This window comes from Paraburkholderia sp. BL10I2N1 (assembly GCF_004361815.1).
Classification (GTDB): Bacteria; Pseudomonadota; Gammaproteobacteria; order Burkholderiales; family Burkholderiaceae; genus Paraburkholderia.
In genome coordinates, this window is record NZ_SNWA01000001.1 from 3,426,246 (window position 1) to 3,444,791 (window position 18,546).

The window sequence follows — 18,546 nt, forward strand, 5'->3', positions numbered from 1 at the left end:
CCTGAGAGTGAAGCAACGGTTGTCCATGATCAAACTCCCGCTTGCGCAGATGAGGAGGGCGGCGGGGACGGCTCGCGCTCATCCTTGCGCACCCTGAACGATGCCGCGTACAGCGCCGGCAAATAGAACAGCGTCAGCACGGTCGCGCTCGTAATGCCGCCCATCAAGGCGGTCGCCATCGGTCCGAAGAAGTTGGAGCGCAGGAGCGGAATCAGCGCGAGCACGGCGGCGGCCGCCGTCAGCGTGATCGGCCGGAAGCGTCGCACGGTCGCGCCGACGATCGCATCGAAACGTTTCTGGCCGGCCGCGATGTCCTGCTCGATCTGATCGACGAGAATCACCGAGTTACGCATGATGATGCCGAACATCGCAATCACACCGAGCATGGCGACGAAGCCGAACGGCTTGCCGAACAGCAGCAGGGTCGCGACCACGCCGATCAGTCCGAGCGGTGCCGTCAGCACCACCATCAGCACGCGCGCGAAGCTCTGCAACTGGATCATCAGCAAGGTCAGCACGGCGATGATCATGATCGGCATCTGCGCGTTGATCGACGTCTGTCCTTTCGCGCTCTCCTCCACCGGGCCGCCGACTTCGATGCGGTAACCCACCGGCAGCGCCTCGCGGATCTGCGCGAGCGAGTGGTCGATGCTATTGGTCACGTCGATACCCTGCGCACCGTTGGCGACGTCGGATTGCACGGTGATCGTAGGTTGCCGGTCGCGTTCCCAGATCACGCCGTACTCGAGGTCGTGGCGCAACTGGCCGAGTGTGCCGAGCGGCACCGGGCCGTTGGGCGTCGGCATCGCGAGCGTGATGATCTGCGCCGGATCGACGCGTTCACTTTTCGGCGCGCGCAGATCGACGCTGATGAGCTTGTCACGCTCACGGTATTGGGTGACCGTGTATCCGGAAAGCGTCATGGCAAGGAAGCTGGAGATATCTTCGGAACTCACGCCGAGTTCGCGGGCCTTCTTCTGATCGACTTCGAAACGCACCGAACGCTCGGCGGGTTCGTCCCAGTCGAACTGGACATTCGCGGTGCGCGTGTCGGCGCGCATCATGGCCGCGACTTTTTCGGCAATCGAGCGGACCGTTGCGATGTCGTCGCCGCTCACGCGGAACTGCACCGGATAGCCGACCGGCGGGCCGTTTTCCAGCCGGGACAGGCGCGTGCGAATCGCCGGAAACCTGTTGCGCAGTTCGGGTGCGAGCCACCGTGCGAGTTTTTTCGCGGTCCTTGACCGATTTCGCGGTGATCACGAACTGCGCGAAATTCGGCTGCTGCAGTTGCTGATCGAGCGGCAGATAGAAGCGCGGCGCACCCGTGCCGACGAAGTTGACAGTGTGATCGATCTCAGGCCGTCCTTCGAGCGCCTTTTCAAGCCGCTGCGCCTCGCGCAGCGTCGCATGGAACGACGCGCCTTCGGGCAGGCGCACGTCGACGAGCAGTTCCGGCCGGTCCGAACTCGGGAAGAACTGCTGCGGCACGAGCGTGAAGCCCGCGAGCGAGATGAGGAACAGCACGACGGTAATCGCGAGCACGACAAAACGTCGCTCGATGCACCAGCCGACCCAGCCGCGCAGCCGGCCATAGAAGCGCGTGTCGTAGATGTCCCCCAATGGGACTTCGTGCGGGGTGCCATGCTCGTGATCGTGCGCTTCATGCGCGTGGTCCCCCGAAGGATGTTCTTTCGGAGTGCGCTTGCGCTCCGGCAGCATGTGATAGCCCAGCATCGGAATCAGCACGACGGCCGCAAGCCATGAAGCGATCAGCGCAATCGCGGAGACTTCGAATATCGAACGCGTGTATTCGCCGGTACTCGATTTGGCGAGCGCGATTGGCAGGAAGCCGGAGACGGTGACGAGCGTGCCCGTCAGCATCGGAAACGCCGTGCTGGTGTACGCGAATGCCGCGGCGCGTGTGCGATTCCAGCCCTGTTCGAGCTTCACGGCCATCATTTCGACGGCAATGATGGCGTCGTCGACAAGCAGACCCAGCGCAAGCACCAGGGTACCGAGCGACACCTTGTGCAGACCGATGTCGAACAGGTACATGAAGAGCGCGGTCACGGCGAGCACGATCGGAATCGAGATCACGACCACCATTCCGGTGCGCAAGCCCAACGAAATCAGGCTCACGACGAGCACGATCGCAATCGCTTCGGCAACGGCTTCGAGGAAATCGTCCACCGACAGCGCGACCGCCTTCGGCATGCTCGACACTTCGACGAGCTTGAGCCCCGCCGGCAGATGCGCGCGCAATACGGCGGTCTGCTGGTCGAGCGCCTTGCCAAGGCGGATCACGTCTCCGCCTGGCTGCATGGTCACGCCGATGCCCAGCACCGCGCTGCCACCGAAACGCATCTGCGTGACGGGCGGGTCGTCATAGCCACGCCTGATCGTCGCGATATCGCCGAGACGGAACGAGCGGTTGTTGATGCGGATCAGCGTATCGGCGAGTGCATTCACATCGTTTAACTGGCCGGTGGGGCGGACGAACACGCGGTCGTCGGCGGTCGTCAACGTGCCTGATGGCGACACGGCGTTCTGCGAGTTGACGGCCTGTGCGAGCTGTTGCGGCGTGATGCCAAGGCGCGTCAGCTGGGTGTTCGAAATCTCGACGTAGATGTGCTGGTCCGGATCGCCGAAATAATCGACCTTGCCGACACCCGGCACACGCAGCAGCACCGTGCGTAACTGGTCCGCGTAGTCGTGCAGTTGCGCGGGCGAAAAGCCGTCACCTTCGAGTGTGTAGATGTTCGTGTAGACGTCGCCGAACTCGTCGTTGAAGAACGGCCCCTGAATGCCGGGCGGCAGCGTCGCGGCAATGTCACCGACTTTCTTGCGGACCTGGTACCAGGTCTCCGGCACGTCCTTCACGGGTGCGGAGTCCTTCATCGTGAAGAACATCAGCGATTCGCCCGGGCGCGAATAGCTGCGGACGAAATCGATAGACGGGGTTTCCTGCAACTTGCGGCCGATGCGGTCGGTGAGCTGTTCCTGCACCTGGCGCGCGGTGGCGCCTGGCCAGAACGTGCGGATCACCATTACGCGAAACGTGAACGGCGGGTCTTCGGATTGCGCGAGCCGCGTGTAGGCGAGGATGCCGAAGGCAGTCGACAGGACGATCAGGAACACGACCAGTGCCTGATGGCGCAGCGCCCAGGCGGACAGATTAAAACGGCCTTCCTCCAGGCGGGCTTCGCGTTCGGCATCACGTGTGGCGTCGGAAGTGCTCATGACGCAAAGTCCTCGGGATGAAGCGGCGCGATGACCCGGACCTTCTCGCCGGCCGCTACCGTGTGAACGCCTTGCAGCACGACACGTTCGCCGTCCTTCAGCCCTTCGGAGACTGCAATCGTGCGCTCGTTATAGCGCGTGACCTGGATGCGGCGCAGTTCGAGCGTGTCGTCCGCGCGCACGATCCACAGCGCGGGCGCGTTGCCTTCGTGAAAGAGGGCGGTCGCGGGCACCACGAACGAACTGGACGCGCCGCGGGCGGCGTTATCGCGGGCTAACGACACGCTCGCGGTCATGCCGAGGCGCACGTCGGGCCCGGCGTTCTCGAGCGTGAGTCGCGCGCGGAACGTGCGGCTTTGCGGATCGGCGGCCGGCGACAGTTCGCGCACGCGCGCCGTGAAGCTGCGGCCCGACAGCGCCGGCAACGTGACCTTCGCGATCTGCCCGACGGCAAGCGTTGCGAGCGCGCTTTCGGGCACGTCGCAGATCACGTCGACGTCGCCCGTCCACGCGAGGTTGTAGACCGACTGGCCGGCCGACACGTTCTGGCCGGTGTCCGCCTGTTCAGCGGTGATGACGCCGGTGTGATCGGAGACGAGCGTCGTGTACTGCAGCTGGTTTCGGGCGAGCGCCGCCTGTTGATCGGCCTGATCGCGCTGCGCAGCCGCGGACGCGTACGCGTCGGTCGTCTGTTCGAACTGGGCCTGGGAGATCAGGTTGTCGTGCAGCTGGGCGCGATCGCGGTCGAGCTGCTGTCTCGCGAAGACGAGCCGATGCTGGGCGGCGTCGAGCGCCGCCTGGGCGCTTGCAGCGTTCTTCTGCGCATCGGCCGGATCGAGGCGGGCGACGACCTCGCCGCTCTTTACCGTATCGCCAAGCCGCACGCGCCGCTCGATGATCTTGCCCGCGACGCGGAATGACAGCGGCGTCGCGTAACGCGCCTCGACTTCGCCGGGCAGGGCCGAGGCGACCGGCTGGCCGTCCGGATGCACCGCGACCGCGACGACGGGGCCGGGCACGGGGGCGGCCGGTTCTTTCGGGTGGCACGCGCTGAGCAGCATGACGCCGCTCAGTGCTGCGACGAGGGTGGCGGTGCGCAAGGGAGCGACGCCTGCGCGCCGACGGGACGGCGGACGCGCTGGAAGCTGCGCGCTAGAGCCAGGATTGAAACCGGGACGATTCACGATAACCCCAATGCGAGTGCGGCGAACGAAGGCTGCAGACGAAGGCTGAAACGAAGGCTGCAAACGGATGCGACAGACCGCGGCAGCGGCTGGCGCATGCACCCCGGTGCGGCAAAAAATCTGCACGTCACCCTTGCTTCAGATTGATGGCCGGATTCTAATACATACCTGTATCTGAATGCAAAGATGAATCGACCCATTCTGGATGCTAGACTTCGCTCATGAGACGAAAACGCCTTACCCGCGAACAGAGCAAGGACCAGACGCGCGAGCGTCTGCTTGACGCTGCGCTCGCCATATTCATGAAGAAGGGATTCGTCGCGACGAGCGTCGAGGACATTGCCGGCGCGGCGGGGTACACGCGTGGCGCGTTCTATTCGAACTTCCGCAGCAAGCCGGAGCTGTTCCTGGAGCTGTTGCGGCGGGATCACGAAGCGATGCAGGCCGATCTGCATGCCATCTTTGAAGGTGACGCGTCGCGCGAGGAAATGGAAGCACGCGTGCTGACCTACTACAGCCGGATGCCGATGGATAACAAATGCTTCCTGTTGTGGGTCGAAGCGAAGCTGCTCGCCGCCCGTGACGCCCGCTTCCGGACCAGATTCAACGCGTTCATGCGGGAAAAGCTCGAACAGCTGGCCGCATACATCCGCGAATTTTCCGAGCGGGCCGGCACGCCGCTGGCGTTGCCCGCTGAAAATCTCGCCACCGGCCTGATGGGCTTGTGCGACGGCGTGCAGTTCCTCCACACGGCTGATCCGCAAAACGTCGGCGACAGCGCGGCGCAGGCGGTGCTGGCAGCGTTTTTCGCGAGAGTGGTGTTCGGCCGCGATGCCTGACAGCAGCGGCGTCGCCGGGCAACAAGTACCCGGCCGGCGGCGCCCTTGCGCGCCAGAATTTCTTCTCCTGCCCTACAATCGAAACGGATCGATTCACTCAGTCGATCCGGCTTGACGCTGGCAGGATGTCCTGCCCTCATACGCCTGGTTATTCCCTCGCATAGGAGCTTTTATGACACGGCTCATCGCTCTCGTTATGGTTTGGGGTGCAGTTTTTCTGGCCGGTTGCAATACCATCGCCGGCGCGGGGGAAGATCTATCGAAGGGTGGTCAGGCGATCACGAATAGCGCTGAAAAGGCGAAGTAGCGCCGAACGCACGGCGGCTTCGCGTGCAATGCCGCCATGTGGTTGCCATGTGGTTGCCATGTGGTTGCCATGTGGTTACCCCGTTCACGCCGCGTCGCGATGTTCGACGTGAGGATCGTGTAGCAAAGCCTGCCGGGAAGCGGCCGATCAGGCTACCGTGACGCGGCTCGATATCCGCGCTTTCACGTCCCGAGCCCGGGCCCGAAGTTGCTGCCGATGAGCGGGGTGACGGACGCGATATCGGCGTAATCCTGCTCCGGCAAGCCGTCGAGCATCGCCAGCACCTCGTTGCTCGCGCCGGCATTACGCGCGGCGTTGACTAGCGCGTCCTTGTTGGCGGGCCAGGAAATGGTCTGCAGGATATCGCTGATCTGCAGATCGATCGACTCGTCGGGAATGGGCGTTCCGGTCATGCGAGCGTTCCTTGTTATGACTGTTTTGCTGCGGTGCGCGAACCGCATGACGGTCCTGCAGGCGCTTCAGGTTTGCAGATGTTCATTCGGCGCCATAAAGCGGCGATTCAGATGTCGGGATTTCGGCAAGGCAATGAATTGCCAGCGCTGCGGCTGCTGGTCGTCTACGGCGGGGACATCCGGCGCCGCGGGCGCGACGGGCGCCGCTTCGGCGCGCAAGGCGGCTTGTACCGGACGGTCCAGCGTGCTGTCGTACGCGGTATGGACCGGCGCGGCAAAGCATGAAGCTGACAGCGTCACCATCGTCAACAGAGTCGAGGTTCTCATCGCACGAACTCCTTTGCTTACGCAGCACCGGGGCTGCAGCAAATGCCGTGCCATTTCTTCATCCTGCAGCAGGCTGCCCACGAGGCGCGGATCGCTGACGCAGCGTGCATCCTGGTATCTTACGACGCAAACCGGACGCGTGCTGCAACAGAAGCGACAAAGAAATAGTCAGTTTTGCAATAATCGCGGGCTCCGTCTGTGTTTTTCGGTGCGAGCGGTCCTGCTCGCGCCTGCGAGCAACGCGATAGATGAGGCAAACGTAGAGGGCGAGATGGATGACTGGACCCACCCCGGCCGAAAGACGACCGGCCAGCCGGTCAATTCGTCTGGCGATTTAGCGCGCGAGCCGGTCAGCGCAACACGCTGAACTCGGTCCACGGCCACGATGGCCGGTCGTGCATATAGCCGTTCAGCCAGTTCCACTGCGGATGGCGTTTCATGAACGCCTGCGCATCGAACGGCCGGCCGCATGGATGGCCCCAGCGCGCCCAGAACGTGAGATCACGGGCCATTTCGCTGTCGACCACCTTGCCGTCGTTCGCACCCCACGGATTGAAGGGCCCCTGGTCCGAGCCGCCGAAGCGGGCATCGTCGAGTTCGAGATGCCCGCAGATCGTGCGTGAACAGGGGTTGTCGTTGCGATCCAGATAGACATCGTGATGGTCGGCGATCATTTCCTTCGCCACGTCGATATCGATCTTGCCGTGATGCTGCTCCGCCAGTTGCATGAAGCGCAGTCGCCGGGCGCCGTTCTTGCGTACGTCGGTGTAATCCTCGCCTTCGCCCACGCATTCCTGGTTGCGGATCTTCAGATCGGTTGCCGTGTTGTAGCCGCTGTAAAAACCGTTCTTCGTGCTCTCGAAACCCGAGTAGTGAAGACCCAGTTCGTAGCGCGCAATCTCGCCGTTTTTCACGTCGCCGAGCAGCCAGCTGTTCGCATAGCCGCCGTTGTTCGCAACCGCAAACATCTCGCACCATTCGCCGATGCTGTTCGCGTATTGCGACGCGCGCCGCGAGCGGTAGAACTCCGGCGCGCCTGCCGCGTTATAGCCCACGAAGTTGGAGATCGTCGTCTCGGTGACCATCAGGCCCGCCGACGTGACCCAGAAATCGGTGAGGCTCGAAATGCAGCCCGGCAGCCCCTGCATCAGGATCCGGTGGCCGGAGTCTGGGACGATGTCGAATACCACGTTGAAGGCGTCGCCCGCCGCGTAGCGATCCCACGAGTTGTGCGCCATGACGATGCGGCCGTCGCGCGTTGCGTTGCCGGTCGCGATGAAGGCGCTGCAATGATGGCCGCGCCGGCCGCGCCACGGTTTCACGCCGAGGCGCGGTTGCGTTTGCGATGCGTGGGTCGGCCACCAGCTTTGCAGCAGGTCCATGTAGCCGTTCCACGCGAGCACTTCGGCGAACGGCAGTTTTGCACCGTCGGCGATGCCCTGGATTTCGTCGGCAAATTCCGTGTCGAGTCTGGGCGCGAACTGCACGACGGCTGCATTGACGAAGGTATCGAAGTCTTCGCCCGTGTCCCACTTCGCCAGGTAACGTGCTGTCTTGATCGCATTGCGGATTTCCGCTGCAAGCAACTGGCCGTGCTGTTCGCCGCGGTCGTAGGGCTCACCTTCGATATGGACGAAGATCCATCCGGCGTGGTCGCGACGTACGGCATCGATGGACGGTTCGCTCATCTTCGCTCCGGCTCGAAAGGGTGGCTGCGCGATTGACTCATTGCGCCGCTCGTTGCGCCGCTCATTGCGGTGGATACTCAGGCGCAGTGCGGCTCGCGGCTCGTTTCACTATAGAAATATGCCACGCTTTTCCGGCCGACGCATGCGGGTATCACGCACTTCGTTCGCTGGGCCGCAGTGTGTTATACGGCCCGCCCGGGGAGACGCTCAACGCGCCAGATTCATCCGGAAATAGGCATCCAGCAGCGACGTTTTATAGACCACGCCAGCGAGCGTCGGACAGCTCGCGCTTTCGACGACCGGCAGACGTTCACCCTGAAACGCCATGAAATGCTGCAGTGCGACACCGAGCGACATGTCCGGCGTCAGCACGTCGAAGTGCGACTGGAGATAGTGGGCGGCAGTGCGGTTCGACGTGTCCTGTTTGTCGAGCAGGTCCGACGTAATGTCCTTCAGTGCGACGACGCCGAGAAAGCAGCCCTCGTCGTCGATCACGTAGAGGTACTTCACCGGATATTCGAGGAACACGCGTGTCATGTCGTGTACGGTCGCGTTGAGCGGCACGATTGTCTCGGCTGGCCGGATGAGTTCGCGCATCTGGGTCGCGCGCAGGCGCAGGCGCTCCTGTTCTTCGCGATTGCGATGCAGCGTGATCTCGTACATCGATGTCTTCGCGATCGCGCGCGCCACGAAGTACGCCACCACGCATGAGAGCATCAGCGGCAGGACGACCTGATAGCTGAGCGTCATTTCGAAGATCATCATGATCGCCATCAGCGGCGCCTGAGTGGCCCCCGCGAGGAATGCGCCCATGCCGACCATCGCATACGCAAAGGGCGCCGAGGTGCCGTGCGGCCACAGGGTGTGCATCCCTTGACCAAATAGCGAGCCAAGCGTCGCCCCGACAAAGAGCGTCGGCGTGAATACTCCACCAACCGCGCCGGAGCCGACCGTCGCTGCGGTGGCGGCCACCTTGAACACCAGCACGAGGACGAGCGCGATCCAGGTCCACGGCGAATGCAGGATCGAGTTCACGACGCTATAGCCGTTGCCCCACACCTCCGGCTCCCAAACCGACAGCACGCCAACGATCAAACCGCCCAGCGCAAGCCGCACGGGCAGCGGTAGCGGCAGCTTGCGAAAACCCGCTTTCGACACATCGAGGAGCCGCAGGAACTGCGGTGCCGCGGCGCCGCACAGGATGCCGAGCCCGACGAAGAGCAGCACTTCGATGCCCGCGACGGGCGGAAACTCCGGCATTTCATACGGCGGCTTGTAGCCAGCGAACTCGCGCATCGTGATGTTCGCGACTACCGATGCCACCACCACTGGCCCGAAACTTTCCATCTTGATCGAGCCGAGCACGATCTCGGTCACGAAGAACGCGCCCGCAATCGGCGCGCTGTACGCGGAGGTAATGCCCGCAGCCGCGCCGCACGCGACGAGCAGACGCAAACGTGCTGGATCGAAATGCACCCAGCGTCCGATGAGCGACGCGCACAACGCGGCCAGTTGCACCATTGGGCCTTCGCGGCCGATCGAGCCGCCGCTCGCAATCGTGAACAGCGACGAGACGCTGCGCCAGAAGCTCTGGCGCACCGGCACCACACCGTCACCGATCGCGACGGCTTCCATGTAGTCGGTGTGATTGTTCCTGTCGGCAAAGCGCCGCGAGACCAGCAGCAGGAAGCCGGCGACCAGGCCGCCCGCGGCGGGCAGCCAGATGCGCACGGTCCATGGCAGTCGCCGCGCCATCTCGACGAAGCTGCCCGATTCGCCGGAAATGATCCGCTGCAGCAGGGCGATCGCCTCGCGAAACGCAATCGTAGCGAATGCGCCCGCGATGCCGACCACCACCGACCAGATCAGCATCGTGTGGGCATCGGACAGGCGGAACAGCTCTTGTGCGCGCGTGCGCAGCTTCAGCAGGAATGAAAGCACGTAGGAAGCAGGGAACGTGAGGAGTGGTGGCTCGGGCGCAAGAATAGCACTGCGGCGCGCGCCTGAGACGCGCGCATCAGGAATCCGTTCACTGGCGCGGGGTGAAGCACGCCTCGCTCTGCGCGGGTTGCCTTCAACGTGCGGCCTTGTCCAGTTCGGAGTAGTGCCGGAAGACACACGATTCGTTATGCGGCAGACGCCGCTCAGACGCGAGATACGCACTGATATTCGGCCGTGCGATGACGGCATCATGCAGCGCGGTGAGCAGCGGATAGTGCTCGCCGAAACGCTTCATCGCACGCGGAAATGCGTAGGACAGGCCGTCGATCAGCTGGAACATCGACAGATCGACATAAGTCAGCGTATCGCCGACCAGATAGCGGTCGCCAGCCGGGTTCTGTTTCAGCACGCGTTCGAAGTAACCCATGAACTTCGGGATGCGGTGATCGATGAAATCGTGCGCGCGGACCTTTGCCGCATCCTTCTGGTCTTCGTAGTAGAGGCCGGCCGCGAGCGGATGATGCGTGTCATGCGCTTCGGTGACGGCATCGGCTATCGTCAGCTGCAGGCCGTTCGCCACATGGCGCAGGCCCTCGTCGTGTGGGGCGAGACCGAGTTTCGGCCCGAGATACATCAGGATGTTAGCGGTCTGCGAAAGCAGCAGGTCGCCGTCCTTGAGAAATGGCGGCGCATACGGGGGATGCGGCTCGGTCCTGCTCCTGAGCACTTTCAGCATTCCATCGGTGCCGAGGCCGTCGTCGTCCGGCTCGCGTGTCGCTTCGATGTACTCGGCGCCGGCTTCTTCGAGCGCGAGCCGGATAAATTCGCCACGGCCCTGCAGGCCGTCCCAGTAGTAGAGTTCATAGGCCATCGATCAATCCTCGCTCGGTTGTGTGATTCACTGCGCGAGCGGAAAGTATGACGTGTGTGCGCCCGGCATTGTGCAATCGGCGTGCGGAAGTGCGTACAAAAGCAAAAGCGCGCGCGAAAGCGTATGGAGAGGTGCACGAAGCGGGTGCACGATGGCGCGTGCAGGAACGCAAAAGCCCCGCACGGGGCGGGGCTGCGAGCGGGACCGGCCGGGCGGGGTGCTTCATCCAAGCAGGCGTTCGACGATCCACGTGATGCCTAGTCCGCCGCCGATCAGCCACACGTACAGGATCAAGCCGGTGGTCAGTGCCCGGGGGCCCGCCTGCTTCACCTGCGAGATCCGGGTTTCGATACCCAGAGCGGTCATTGCCATCGTCAGCGCGAAGGTGTCGAGTGTGTTCAGCGTATGCGTCGCGGTTTCAGGCAGCACATGCATCGAGTTGACGACGACCAGTGCGAGGAAGCCGAGCGCGAACCAGGGGATCGCCAGCTTGCGCGTGGTCTGCTTGCCGCTTGCCGCTGCCGCGTTGCGCGCCGAACGGCTGAGCCACACGCCGAGCACGAGCAGCACTGGCACCAGCAGCATCACGCGGGTCATCTTGACGATCGTCGCGATGTGCGTGACTTCGGGGCTGACATTGCTCGCTGCGCCGACTACCTGAGCCACTTCGTGAATCGTGCCACCGAAGAAGAGGCCTGCGCCGAGCGTATTCAGATGCAGCCAGCCTGCGTGATACAGCACCGGGTAGAGGAACATCGACAGCGTGCCGAACAGCACGACACTGCCCACCGCCATGGCGCTCTGATGCGGCTTCGACTGCAGCGTCGATTCGAACGCGAGTACGGCGGCCGCGCCGCAGATCGCGCTGCCCGCTGCGGTGAGCAGTGCGCTGTCGCGGTCGAGTTTCATCAGTTTCATGCCGGCCCAGGTGCCGATCGCGAGCGTGCTGACGACGATCGCAACCGATTCGACGAGTCCGGGCAAACCGACCTGGGCGATTTCCTGCAGGCTGACGCGCAGCCCGAAGAAGGCGACCGCGATGCGCAGAAGCTTGCGCGCCGAGATGTTGACGCCGGCGGCCCAGCTTTCCGGCATGCCGTCGCGCAACGCGTTGCCGTAGATCGCGCCCGCGACGATGCCGATAATCAGCGGGCTCATGCCGAGGCCCGCGATCGCGGGTAACGAAGCGATGCTGGTGACGGCCGCCGCGAACAGCGCGACGAACAGGATGCCGTTCAACTGGCCGCGGGTCGACGGGGCCTGGTGCGCGACGGCTGGAGCTTGAACGGTGGACATGATGTTCGTCCCTCAAAAGAGTGTGTCTGAAGCGAAGGCCTAATCCTAATTTGGATATATCGATATGAAAAATCGTCATTTGCGACGTAAAATATAAGCTATACCGATAGTTTCAAGCCATGACCCCCGACCAGCTTATAACGTTCGCCGCTGTCGCCGAGCACCGGAACATCAGCCGGGCAGCTGTCGCACTTCATCTTTCCCAGCCTGCCGTGTCGGGTCAGCTGCGCCTGTTGCAGGAGGAGTTCGGCGAGGCGCTCTACCAGCGCGACGGGCGCGGCGTGCGCCTCACGCCGACGGGCGAACAGCTGGCGAGCTACGCGAGCCGCCTGCGCGACACCTGGCAGCAGGCGCATGCCTTCCGCGACGCGTTGCGCGAACTGGAGCGCGGCACGCTGAGAATCGGCGCCAGCACGACGCCGGCGAGCTATCTGCTGCCGTACCTGATCGCGGAATTCCACCGTCGCTACCCGGATGTCACGCTGCACACGGCGGACGGCAATACGTCCGAAATCGTCGGCTCGCTGGCGACGGTCGATATCGCGATGGTCGAAGGGCCGGTGGGCGCGGACCTGCCGCCGGACACCGTCGTGCATCCCTGGCGCGAGGACGAAATCGTCGCGATCATGACGCCAGCCCATCCGCTCGTGATGCAGTACACCGCGTCTGCCGGACCCCGCAACGTCGCTCTTGATGACCTTGGCGCCTATCCGCTCGTACTGCGCGAGACGGGCTCGGGCGTGCGCCAGATGGTCGAACGGGCGTTCGCCCGCGCGACCGTGCCGATGCGGGTGGCGCTGGAGATCGCGGGCGTGGAAGGGGTGAAGGAGGCGGTGCGGGCAGGTATGGGCATCGGCTTCGTGTCGGCGATGTCGATGCGTCACGAAGACGAGGTGCTGTGCCGCTTCTCGCTGAGCCCGGAGCCGCTCACGCGGCGCTTTTCGATTCTGATGCCACGTGCGAGCGTGCCTTCGCGGGTGGCGGAACGCTTTCTGGAGTTGTGTCTGGCGGACGCGGATTGAATCGCGGCATCCCGCGCTGGCACTCGCGGCGGGGCTCAGGTCATCGCGCAACGATCATTTCCAGGGATTTCCACTATGGCGCCGGCCAACCGCAGGGCGCAGTATTCGTCCATCAAAGCGCGCGAGGCGCTTTTTTCAAACCTTCAAATGGAACCGGTTCCAAGCAATGGAAGCGGGTAACAGCCGAGGTAATTTCGACATGTGTGACGTGGTGATCGTGGCGAGTGCATTTGGCGTGGATGCCATCCGGCGGGACGGCCATCGTGCATGGCTCACAGCCGCAGCTGACGCGGGCGCGTCGGCGTTCGAGGTCCGTCGTGAACTGTTTGCATCTGAAGCGGAAGCTGCGTCTGAGGCATTGCGTGCGCTCGGCGACGCGATCCGTGAACTCGGCATGTGGCCGGTGTATTCGACGCCTGATGCGCTCTACGCCGCCGACGGCACGCTCGACGAAGCCGCGTTACGCACCGCGCTCGCGGAAGGCGCGGCGCTCGGCGCACGCTTCGTAAAACTGCAGTTGGGTGGCTTCGCCGCTGACGCCACCTACGCAGCCGGCGCGCAAATCTCGGCCTGTGTGCGCGGCGCGAAAGCGCGTCTGGTCGTGGAGAACGGGCAGTTGAAGGTAGGCGGCCAGGTGGCGCAGTTCGTGCGACTCTTTGACCTGCTGGGTGAAGAGGGACATGCGGATGTTCTCGGCATGACATTCGATATCGGCAACTGGCAATGGCCTGGCGAAGCGCCCCTCGACGCGGCGCATCGGCTGGCGGCGCACGTCGAATACATCCATTGCAAGGCGGTGACAGGTGAGGGCGCGCGGCGCTTCGCCGTCGGACCCACGTCCGACGATCCCGTCTTTGCAGCCGTGCTGCCGCTGCTGCCGCGCGATGTGCCAAGAGGCATCGAATTTCAGTTCGACGCAGAGCGCCTTTCAGCGGACGCAGCGCACTACGTCGCGTGGCTTGCGGCCGCGTGAGTACAGACAGGAATGTGCAGCAATCCCGGGCACGAAGCGCGGGACATGAAGGAGAAGCCATGCAATCGACACTCGATGTCATCACCTACGGTGAAGCGATGGCAATGTTCGTCGCTGCTGAAACCGGCCAACTCGCCGATGTCTTCCAGTTCACGAAGCGCATTGCCGGTGCTGACCTGAACGTCGCGATCGGTCTTTCGCGCCTTGGCTTCAAGGTAGGCTGGATGAGCCGCGTCGGCCGCGATTCGTTCGGACAGTATGTGCGCGATACGCTGGCGAAAGAAGGCGTCGACGCCGCCTGCGTCACGACCGACGAGCGCTATCCGACCGGCTTTCAGCTCAAGTCGAAGAACGATGATGGCAGCGACCCGGCTGTCGAATATTTCCGCAAGGGCTCGGCCGCGAGTCACCTGTCGGTGGAAGACTACGTACCTGCTTACGCGCTGTCCGCGCGCCATCTTCATCTGACGGGCGTCGCGCCTGCGATTTCGGGCACCTCTCGCGAACTCGCTTTCCATCTGGCGAAGGAAATGCGCGCGGCAGGCAAGACGATCTCGTTCGATCCGAACCTGCGCCCCACGCTGTGGCCCTCGCGTGAAGCGATGGTCGCGGCGCTGAATTCACTTGCAGCACACGCCGACTGGGTGCTGCCCGGCATCGGCGAGGGCGAGATCCTGACCGGCTACACGAAGCCCGACGACATCGCGCGCTTCTACCTGGATCAGGGCGCGCGCGGCGTGATCATCAAGCTGGGCGCAAAAGGCGCGTATTTCCGCACGGCCGACGCTGCCGGCAGCGTTGCCGCTCAACCGGTCGAGAAGGTCGTCGATACGGTTGGCGCGGGCGATGGTTTCGCGGTGGGTGTCGTCAGTGCGCTGCTCGAAGGGCGTCCGGTTGGTGAGGCCGTCGCGCGCGGCAACCGAATCGGCGCGCTCGCGATTCAGGTGATCGGCGATTCCGAAGGCCTGCCGACGCGCAGCGAACTCGATGCGCTCGAACACCCGCAGATCACGAACATGACACCCGTCACGGCCGTCACGCAGACAGAAAACAAGGTGTCACAGACGCTGCACTAACCGTGCGACAAGGCGCGACACGCCCATTCCCCGCTTCAGGTTCAAGGAGACACCCATGACAACCTCATCGCTCGCGATTCGCCGCTGGTGGACGATCATGCCGATCGTGTTCATCACCTACAGCCTCGCCTATCTCGACCGCGCGAACTACGGTTTCGCGTCGGCGGCCGGGATCAACCAGGATCTCGGCATCAGCAAGGGTCTGTCGTCCCTGATCGGGGCGCTGTTCTTCCTCGGCTATTTCTTCTTCCAGATTCCAGGTGCGATCTACGCCGAACGCCGCAGCGTGAAGAAGCTCGTGTTCTGGAGCCTGATCCTGTGGGGCGGATGCGCGTCGCTGACGGGGATGGTCAGCAATATTCCATCGCTGATGACGATCCGTTTCGTGCTCGGCATCGTCGAGGCGGCCGTGATGCCGGCGATGCTCATCTTCATCTCCAACTGGTTCACCAAAAGCGAACGCTCGCGCGCCAACACGTTCCTGATTCTCGGCAATCCGGTGACGGTGCTGTGGATGTCGGTGGTATCGGGCTATCTCGTGCATTCGTTCGGCTGGCGTCACATGTTCATCGCCGAAGGCTTGCCAGCGATCCTGTGGGCCGTATGCTGGTGGTTCATCGTGCAGGACAGGCCGGCGCAGGTGTCGTGGCTCACGCAGCAGGAAAAGAACGACCTCGAAAACACGCTGCGCGCCGAACAGGCCGCGATCAAGCCGGTGCGCAACTATGGCGAAGCGTTCCGTTCACCTGCCGTGATCAAGCTCTGCGCGCAGTATTTCTGCTGGAGCATCGGCGTGTACGGTTTCGTGCTGTGGCTGCCGTCGATCCTGAAGAACGGCTCGTCGCTTGGCATGGTCGAAACCGGCTGGCTGTCGGCGCTGCCTTACCTTGCCGCCACCATCGCGATGCTTGCGGCATCGTGGGGTTCGGATAAACTCAATCGCCGCAAGCTGTTCGTGTGGCCGTTCCTGCTGATCGGCGCCATGGCGTTTGCCCTGTCGTACGCGCTCGGCTCGACGCACTTCTGGCTGTCGTATGCGCTGCTCGTGATTGCCGGCGCCGCGATGTATGCGCCGTATGGGCCGTTCTTCGCGATCGTGCCGGAACTGCTGCCGAAGAACGTCGCCGGTGGTGCAATGGCGCTGATCAACAGCATGGGCGCGCTCGGCTCGTTCGTCGGTTCCTACGTCGTCGGCTATCTGAATGGCGCGACGGGCTCGCCTGCGGCATCCTATGCGTTCATGAGCGCGGCGCTGGTTGCCGCCGTGATCCTGACCCTCGCGGTCAAACCGCAGCCGGTGCAACATGCCCACCCGCTTGCTACTCCGTTACAAGGAAAATGACTCGATGAAGAAAAAGATCGTCGCGTACAAGCCGCTGCCCGATGATGTGACGGCCTGGCTGCGCGAGCACGCAGAAGTCGTCGAAGTCGACGCCGCGCAGCACGACGCCTTCGTGGCCGCGCTGAAAGAGGCCGATGGCGCGATCGGCGCGAGCGTGAAGATCACGCCGGCGATGCTCGAAGGTGCGACGAAGCTCAAGGTGCTGTCGACGATCTCCGTGGGCTTCGATAACTTCGACGTGGCCGATCTCACGCGGCGCGGCATCGTGCTCGCGAATACGCCCGACGTGCTGACTGAATCAACGGCCGACACTATGTTCGCGCTGATTCTCGCGTCGGCGCGGCGCGTCGTCGAACTGGCGGACTTAGTGAAGGCCGGTCAGTGGCAACGCAGCATCGGCGCCGAACACTATGGCGTCGACGTGCAGGGCAAGACGCTCGGCATCGTGGGGTTGGGGCGCATTGGCGGTGCGGTTGCAAGGCGCGCTGCGCTTGGCTTCAACATGCGCGTGCTGTACACGAACCGCAGCCCCAATGAACACGCGGAAAAGACCTTTGGCGCCCGGCGTGTCGAACTCGCCGAGTTGCTGGCGCAGTCCGATTTCGTGTGTCTGCAGGTGCCGCTGACGAAGGAGACACATCACCTGATCGGCGCCGCCGAACTGAAGGCGATGAAGAAGAGCGCGATTCTCATCAACGCATCGCGCGGCCAGGCGGTCGACGAGGCGGCGCTCATCGATGCGCTCAAGGCCGGCACGATACACGGTGCGGGGCTCGACGTGTTCGAACGCGAGCCGCTTGCTGCCGACTCGCCGCTCCTGTCGATGAAAAACGTGGTCGCGCTGCCGCACATCGGGTCGGCGACGCACGAAACGCGGTACGCCATGGCGCGCTGCGCAGCGGAGAATCTCGTCGCTGCGCTCGACGGCTCGCTCGCCAGCAACATCGTCAACCGCGAAGTGCTGAAGCAATGAGCACGATGGCTCGCGCCCCGGCGCCACGCCGCGCGACGATCACCGATGTCGCACGCGAAGCCGGTACCGGCAAGACCAGCATCTCCCGCTATCTGAACGGCGAGATGAATGTGCTGTCGCCCGAACTGCGTGCGCGCATCGAGGCCGCGATCGAGCGTCTCGACTATCAGCCGAACCAGATGGCCCGCGGTCTCAAGCGCGGCCGCAACCGGTTGATCGGCATGCTGGTTGCGGACCTCACGAATCCGTATTCGGTCGAGGTGTTGCAGGGTGTCGAAGCCGCGTGCCACGCGCTGGGCTACATGCCGCTCATTTGCCACGCGGCCAACGAAGTCGAGATGGAGCGGCGCTATCTGCAGCTTCTGACGACGTATCGCGTGGAAGGCGTCATCGTCAATGCGCTTGGCGTGCGGGAAGAAACGTTGCGGCCAGTCGGCGACGGCGGGATTCCGGCGGTGCTGGTCGATCGCACGGTGGAAGGGCTGACGGCGGACATGGTGGGGCTCGATAACGCCGCAGCGGCCCGGTCCGGCACCCGGCATCTGCTGGAGCAGGGTTTCGACGACATCCGCTTCGTCGTGCAGCCGTTCGACCAGGTCAGTTCGCGACGTTTGCGCGAAGCGGCGTTTCGCGACGAGATCGAGGGTGCGAAGGGCGCGCGCGGCCGGACGGTCGTGTTCGACCTGGCCGACGAAACGTCGGCGCAAGCGTCGCTCGCCGCGCTGGATCGCGAGGTCGACGCGGCCTCTGAGGCGGCCAGCAAACGCATCGCCTGGTTTGCCGCCAACGCGCCGGTCGCGCTGCGGCTCGCGCTTCATCTGAACACGCGCTACGGCGCGCACTGGCAGGAGCGCGTCGCGCTGCTATCCTTCGACGACCCCGAATGGGCCGAACTCGCCGGCATTTCGACGATCCGCCAGCCGACCTACGACATCGGCTATCGCGCGGTCGAGTTCCTGAACGAGCGGATCGACGGCGCGACCGAGGCGGCGCGTGACTGTCTGTTGCCGGGCGAATTGATCGTTCGCGCGTCAACCGGGCGCTGATCTGC

15 protein-coding genes and 1 pseudogene are annotated in these 18,546 nt (G+C 63.8%); 8 read left to right on the plus strand and 8 right to left on the minus strand.

Translation table 11 applies throughout. The features are described 5' to 3' along the window. Positions 1 to 29 precede the first annotated feature (29 nt). Positions 30 to 3,243, minus strand: a pseudogene (locus tag B0G77_RS15895) (efflux RND transporter permease subunit). Next, positions 3,240 to 4,304: an efflux RND transporter periplasmic adaptor subunit gene (locus B0G77_RS15900; RefSeq protein WP_133664171.1), complete on the minus strand. Its 1,065-nt coding sequence runs from the start codon at positions 4,302 to 4,304 to the stop codon at positions 3,240 to 3,242. Before B0G77_RS15900 ends, B0G77_RS15895 begins: the two are co-directional and overlap by 4 nt. Before the next feature lie 344 nt (positions 4,305 to 4,648). Here B0G77_RS15900 and B0G77_RS15905 point away from each other — a divergent pair, with 344 nt between their 5' ends. Together B0G77_RS15905 and B0G77_RS15910 are read left to right on the plus strand one after the other, a co-directional pair. Beyond that, the gene (locus B0G77_RS15905) at positions 4,649 to 5,266 is read left to right on the plus strand and encodes a TetR family transcriptional regulator (protein ID WP_133662976.1); all 618 of its coding nucleotides are present in this window, start codon (positions 4,649 to 4,651) and stop codon (positions 5,264 to 5,266) included. Between the two features lie 172 nt (positions 5,267 to 5,438). Next, the gene (locus B0G77_RS15910; RefSeq protein ID WP_133662977.1) at positions 5,439 to 5,573 is read left to right on the plus strand and encodes an entericidin A/B family lipoprotein; all 135 of its coding nucleotides are present in this window, start codon (positions 5,439 to 5,441) and stop codon (positions 5,571 to 5,573) included. Positions 5,574 to 5,755: 182 nt separating this feature from the next. Here the strand turns inward: B0G77_RS15910 and B0G77_RS15915 are convergent, their stop codons facing one another. The 6 genes from B0G77_RS15915 to B0G77_RS15940 form a co-directional block, all read right to left on the minus strand. Further along, positions 5,756 to 5,986, minus strand: coding sequence for a DUF2795 domain-containing protein (locus tag B0G77_RS15915; protein ID WP_133662978.1), 231 nt, complete (start codon positions 5,984 to 5,986; stop codon positions 5,756 to 5,758). A gap of 66 nt (positions 5,987 to 6,052) precedes the next feature. After that, positions 6,053 to 6,313, minus strand: a complete 261-nt coding sequence (locus B0G77_RS15920) for a hypothetical protein (RefSeq protein ID WP_133662979.1) — start codon at positions 6,311 to 6,313, stop codon at positions 6,053 to 6,055. Between the two features lie 350 nt (positions 6,314 to 6,663). After that, entirely contained in the window at positions 6,664 to 8,001 is a 1,338-nt protein-coding gene (locus B0G77_RS15925) for a C45 family peptidase (protein WP_133662980.1), read from the minus strand. 207 nt (positions 8,002 to 8,208) lie between these two features. Beyond that, complete coding sequence (locus B0G77_RS15930; RefSeq protein WP_133662981.1) at positions 8,209 to 9,942, minus strand: ClcB-like voltage-gated chloride channel protein; 1,734 nt, start codon at positions 9,940 to 9,942, stop codon at positions 8,209 to 8,211. A gap of 133 nt (positions 9,943 to 10,075) precedes the next feature. Beyond that, positions 10,076 to 10,813: a glutathione S-transferase gene (locus tag B0G77_RS15935; RefSeq protein ID WP_133662982.1), complete on the minus strand. Its 738-nt coding sequence runs from the start codon at positions 10,811 to 10,813 to the stop codon at positions 10,076 to 10,078. Between the two features lie 222 nt (positions 10,814 to 11,035). Further along, complete coding sequence (locus B0G77_RS15940) at positions 11,036 to 12,109, minus strand: YeiH family protein (RefSeq protein WP_133662983.1); 1,074 nt, start codon at positions 12,107 to 12,109, stop codon at positions 11,036 to 11,038. 119 nt (positions 12,110 to 12,228) lie between these two features. Here B0G77_RS15940 and B0G77_RS15945 point away from each other — a divergent pair, with 119 nt between their 5' ends. From B0G77_RS15945 to B0G77_RS15970, 6 genes are all read left to right on the plus strand, one after another. Beyond that, a complete protein-coding gene (locus tag B0G77_RS15945; protein ID WP_133662984.1) occupies positions 12,229 to 13,131 on the plus strand; it encodes a LysR family transcriptional regulator in 903 nt (300 codons plus the stop codon). Between the two features lie 199 nt (positions 13,132 to 13,330). Continuing rightward, positions 13,331 to 14,104, plus strand: coding sequence for a TIM barrel protein (locus tag B0G77_RS15950; protein WP_133662985.1), 774 nt, complete (start codon positions 13,331 to 13,333; stop codon positions 14,102 to 14,104). Positions 14,105 to 14,163: 59 nt separating this feature from the next. Next, the gene (locus B0G77_RS15955; protein ID WP_133662986.1) at positions 14,164 to 15,180 is read left to right on the plus strand and encodes a sugar kinase; all 1,017 of its coding nucleotides are present in this window, start codon (positions 14,164 to 14,166) and stop codon (positions 15,178 to 15,180) included. A 55-nt stretch (positions 15,181 to 15,235) separates the two neighbouring features. After that, entirely contained in the window at positions 15,236 to 16,522 is a 1,287-nt protein-coding gene (locus B0G77_RS15960; RefSeq protein WP_133662987.1) for an MFS transporter, read from the plus strand. 4 nt (positions 16,523 to 16,526) lie between these two features. Next, positions 16,527 to 17,495 carry a D-glycerate dehydrogenase gene (locus B0G77_RS15965; RefSeq protein WP_133662988.1) on the plus strand — a complete coding sequence of 323 codons (969 nt, stop codon included), beginning with the start codon at positions 16,527 to 16,529 and terminating at the stop codon, positions 17,493 to 17,495. After that, positions 17,492 to 18,541 carry a LacI family DNA-binding transcriptional regulator gene (locus B0G77_RS15970; RefSeq protein WP_133662989.1) on the plus strand — a complete coding sequence of 350 codons (1,050 nt, stop codon included), beginning with the start codon at positions 17,492 to 17,494 and terminating at the stop codon, positions 18,539 to 18,541. Before B0G77_RS15965 ends, B0G77_RS15970 begins: the two co-directional genes overlap by 4 nt. The last annotated feature ends 5 nt before the right edge of the window (positions 18,542 to 18,546 follow it).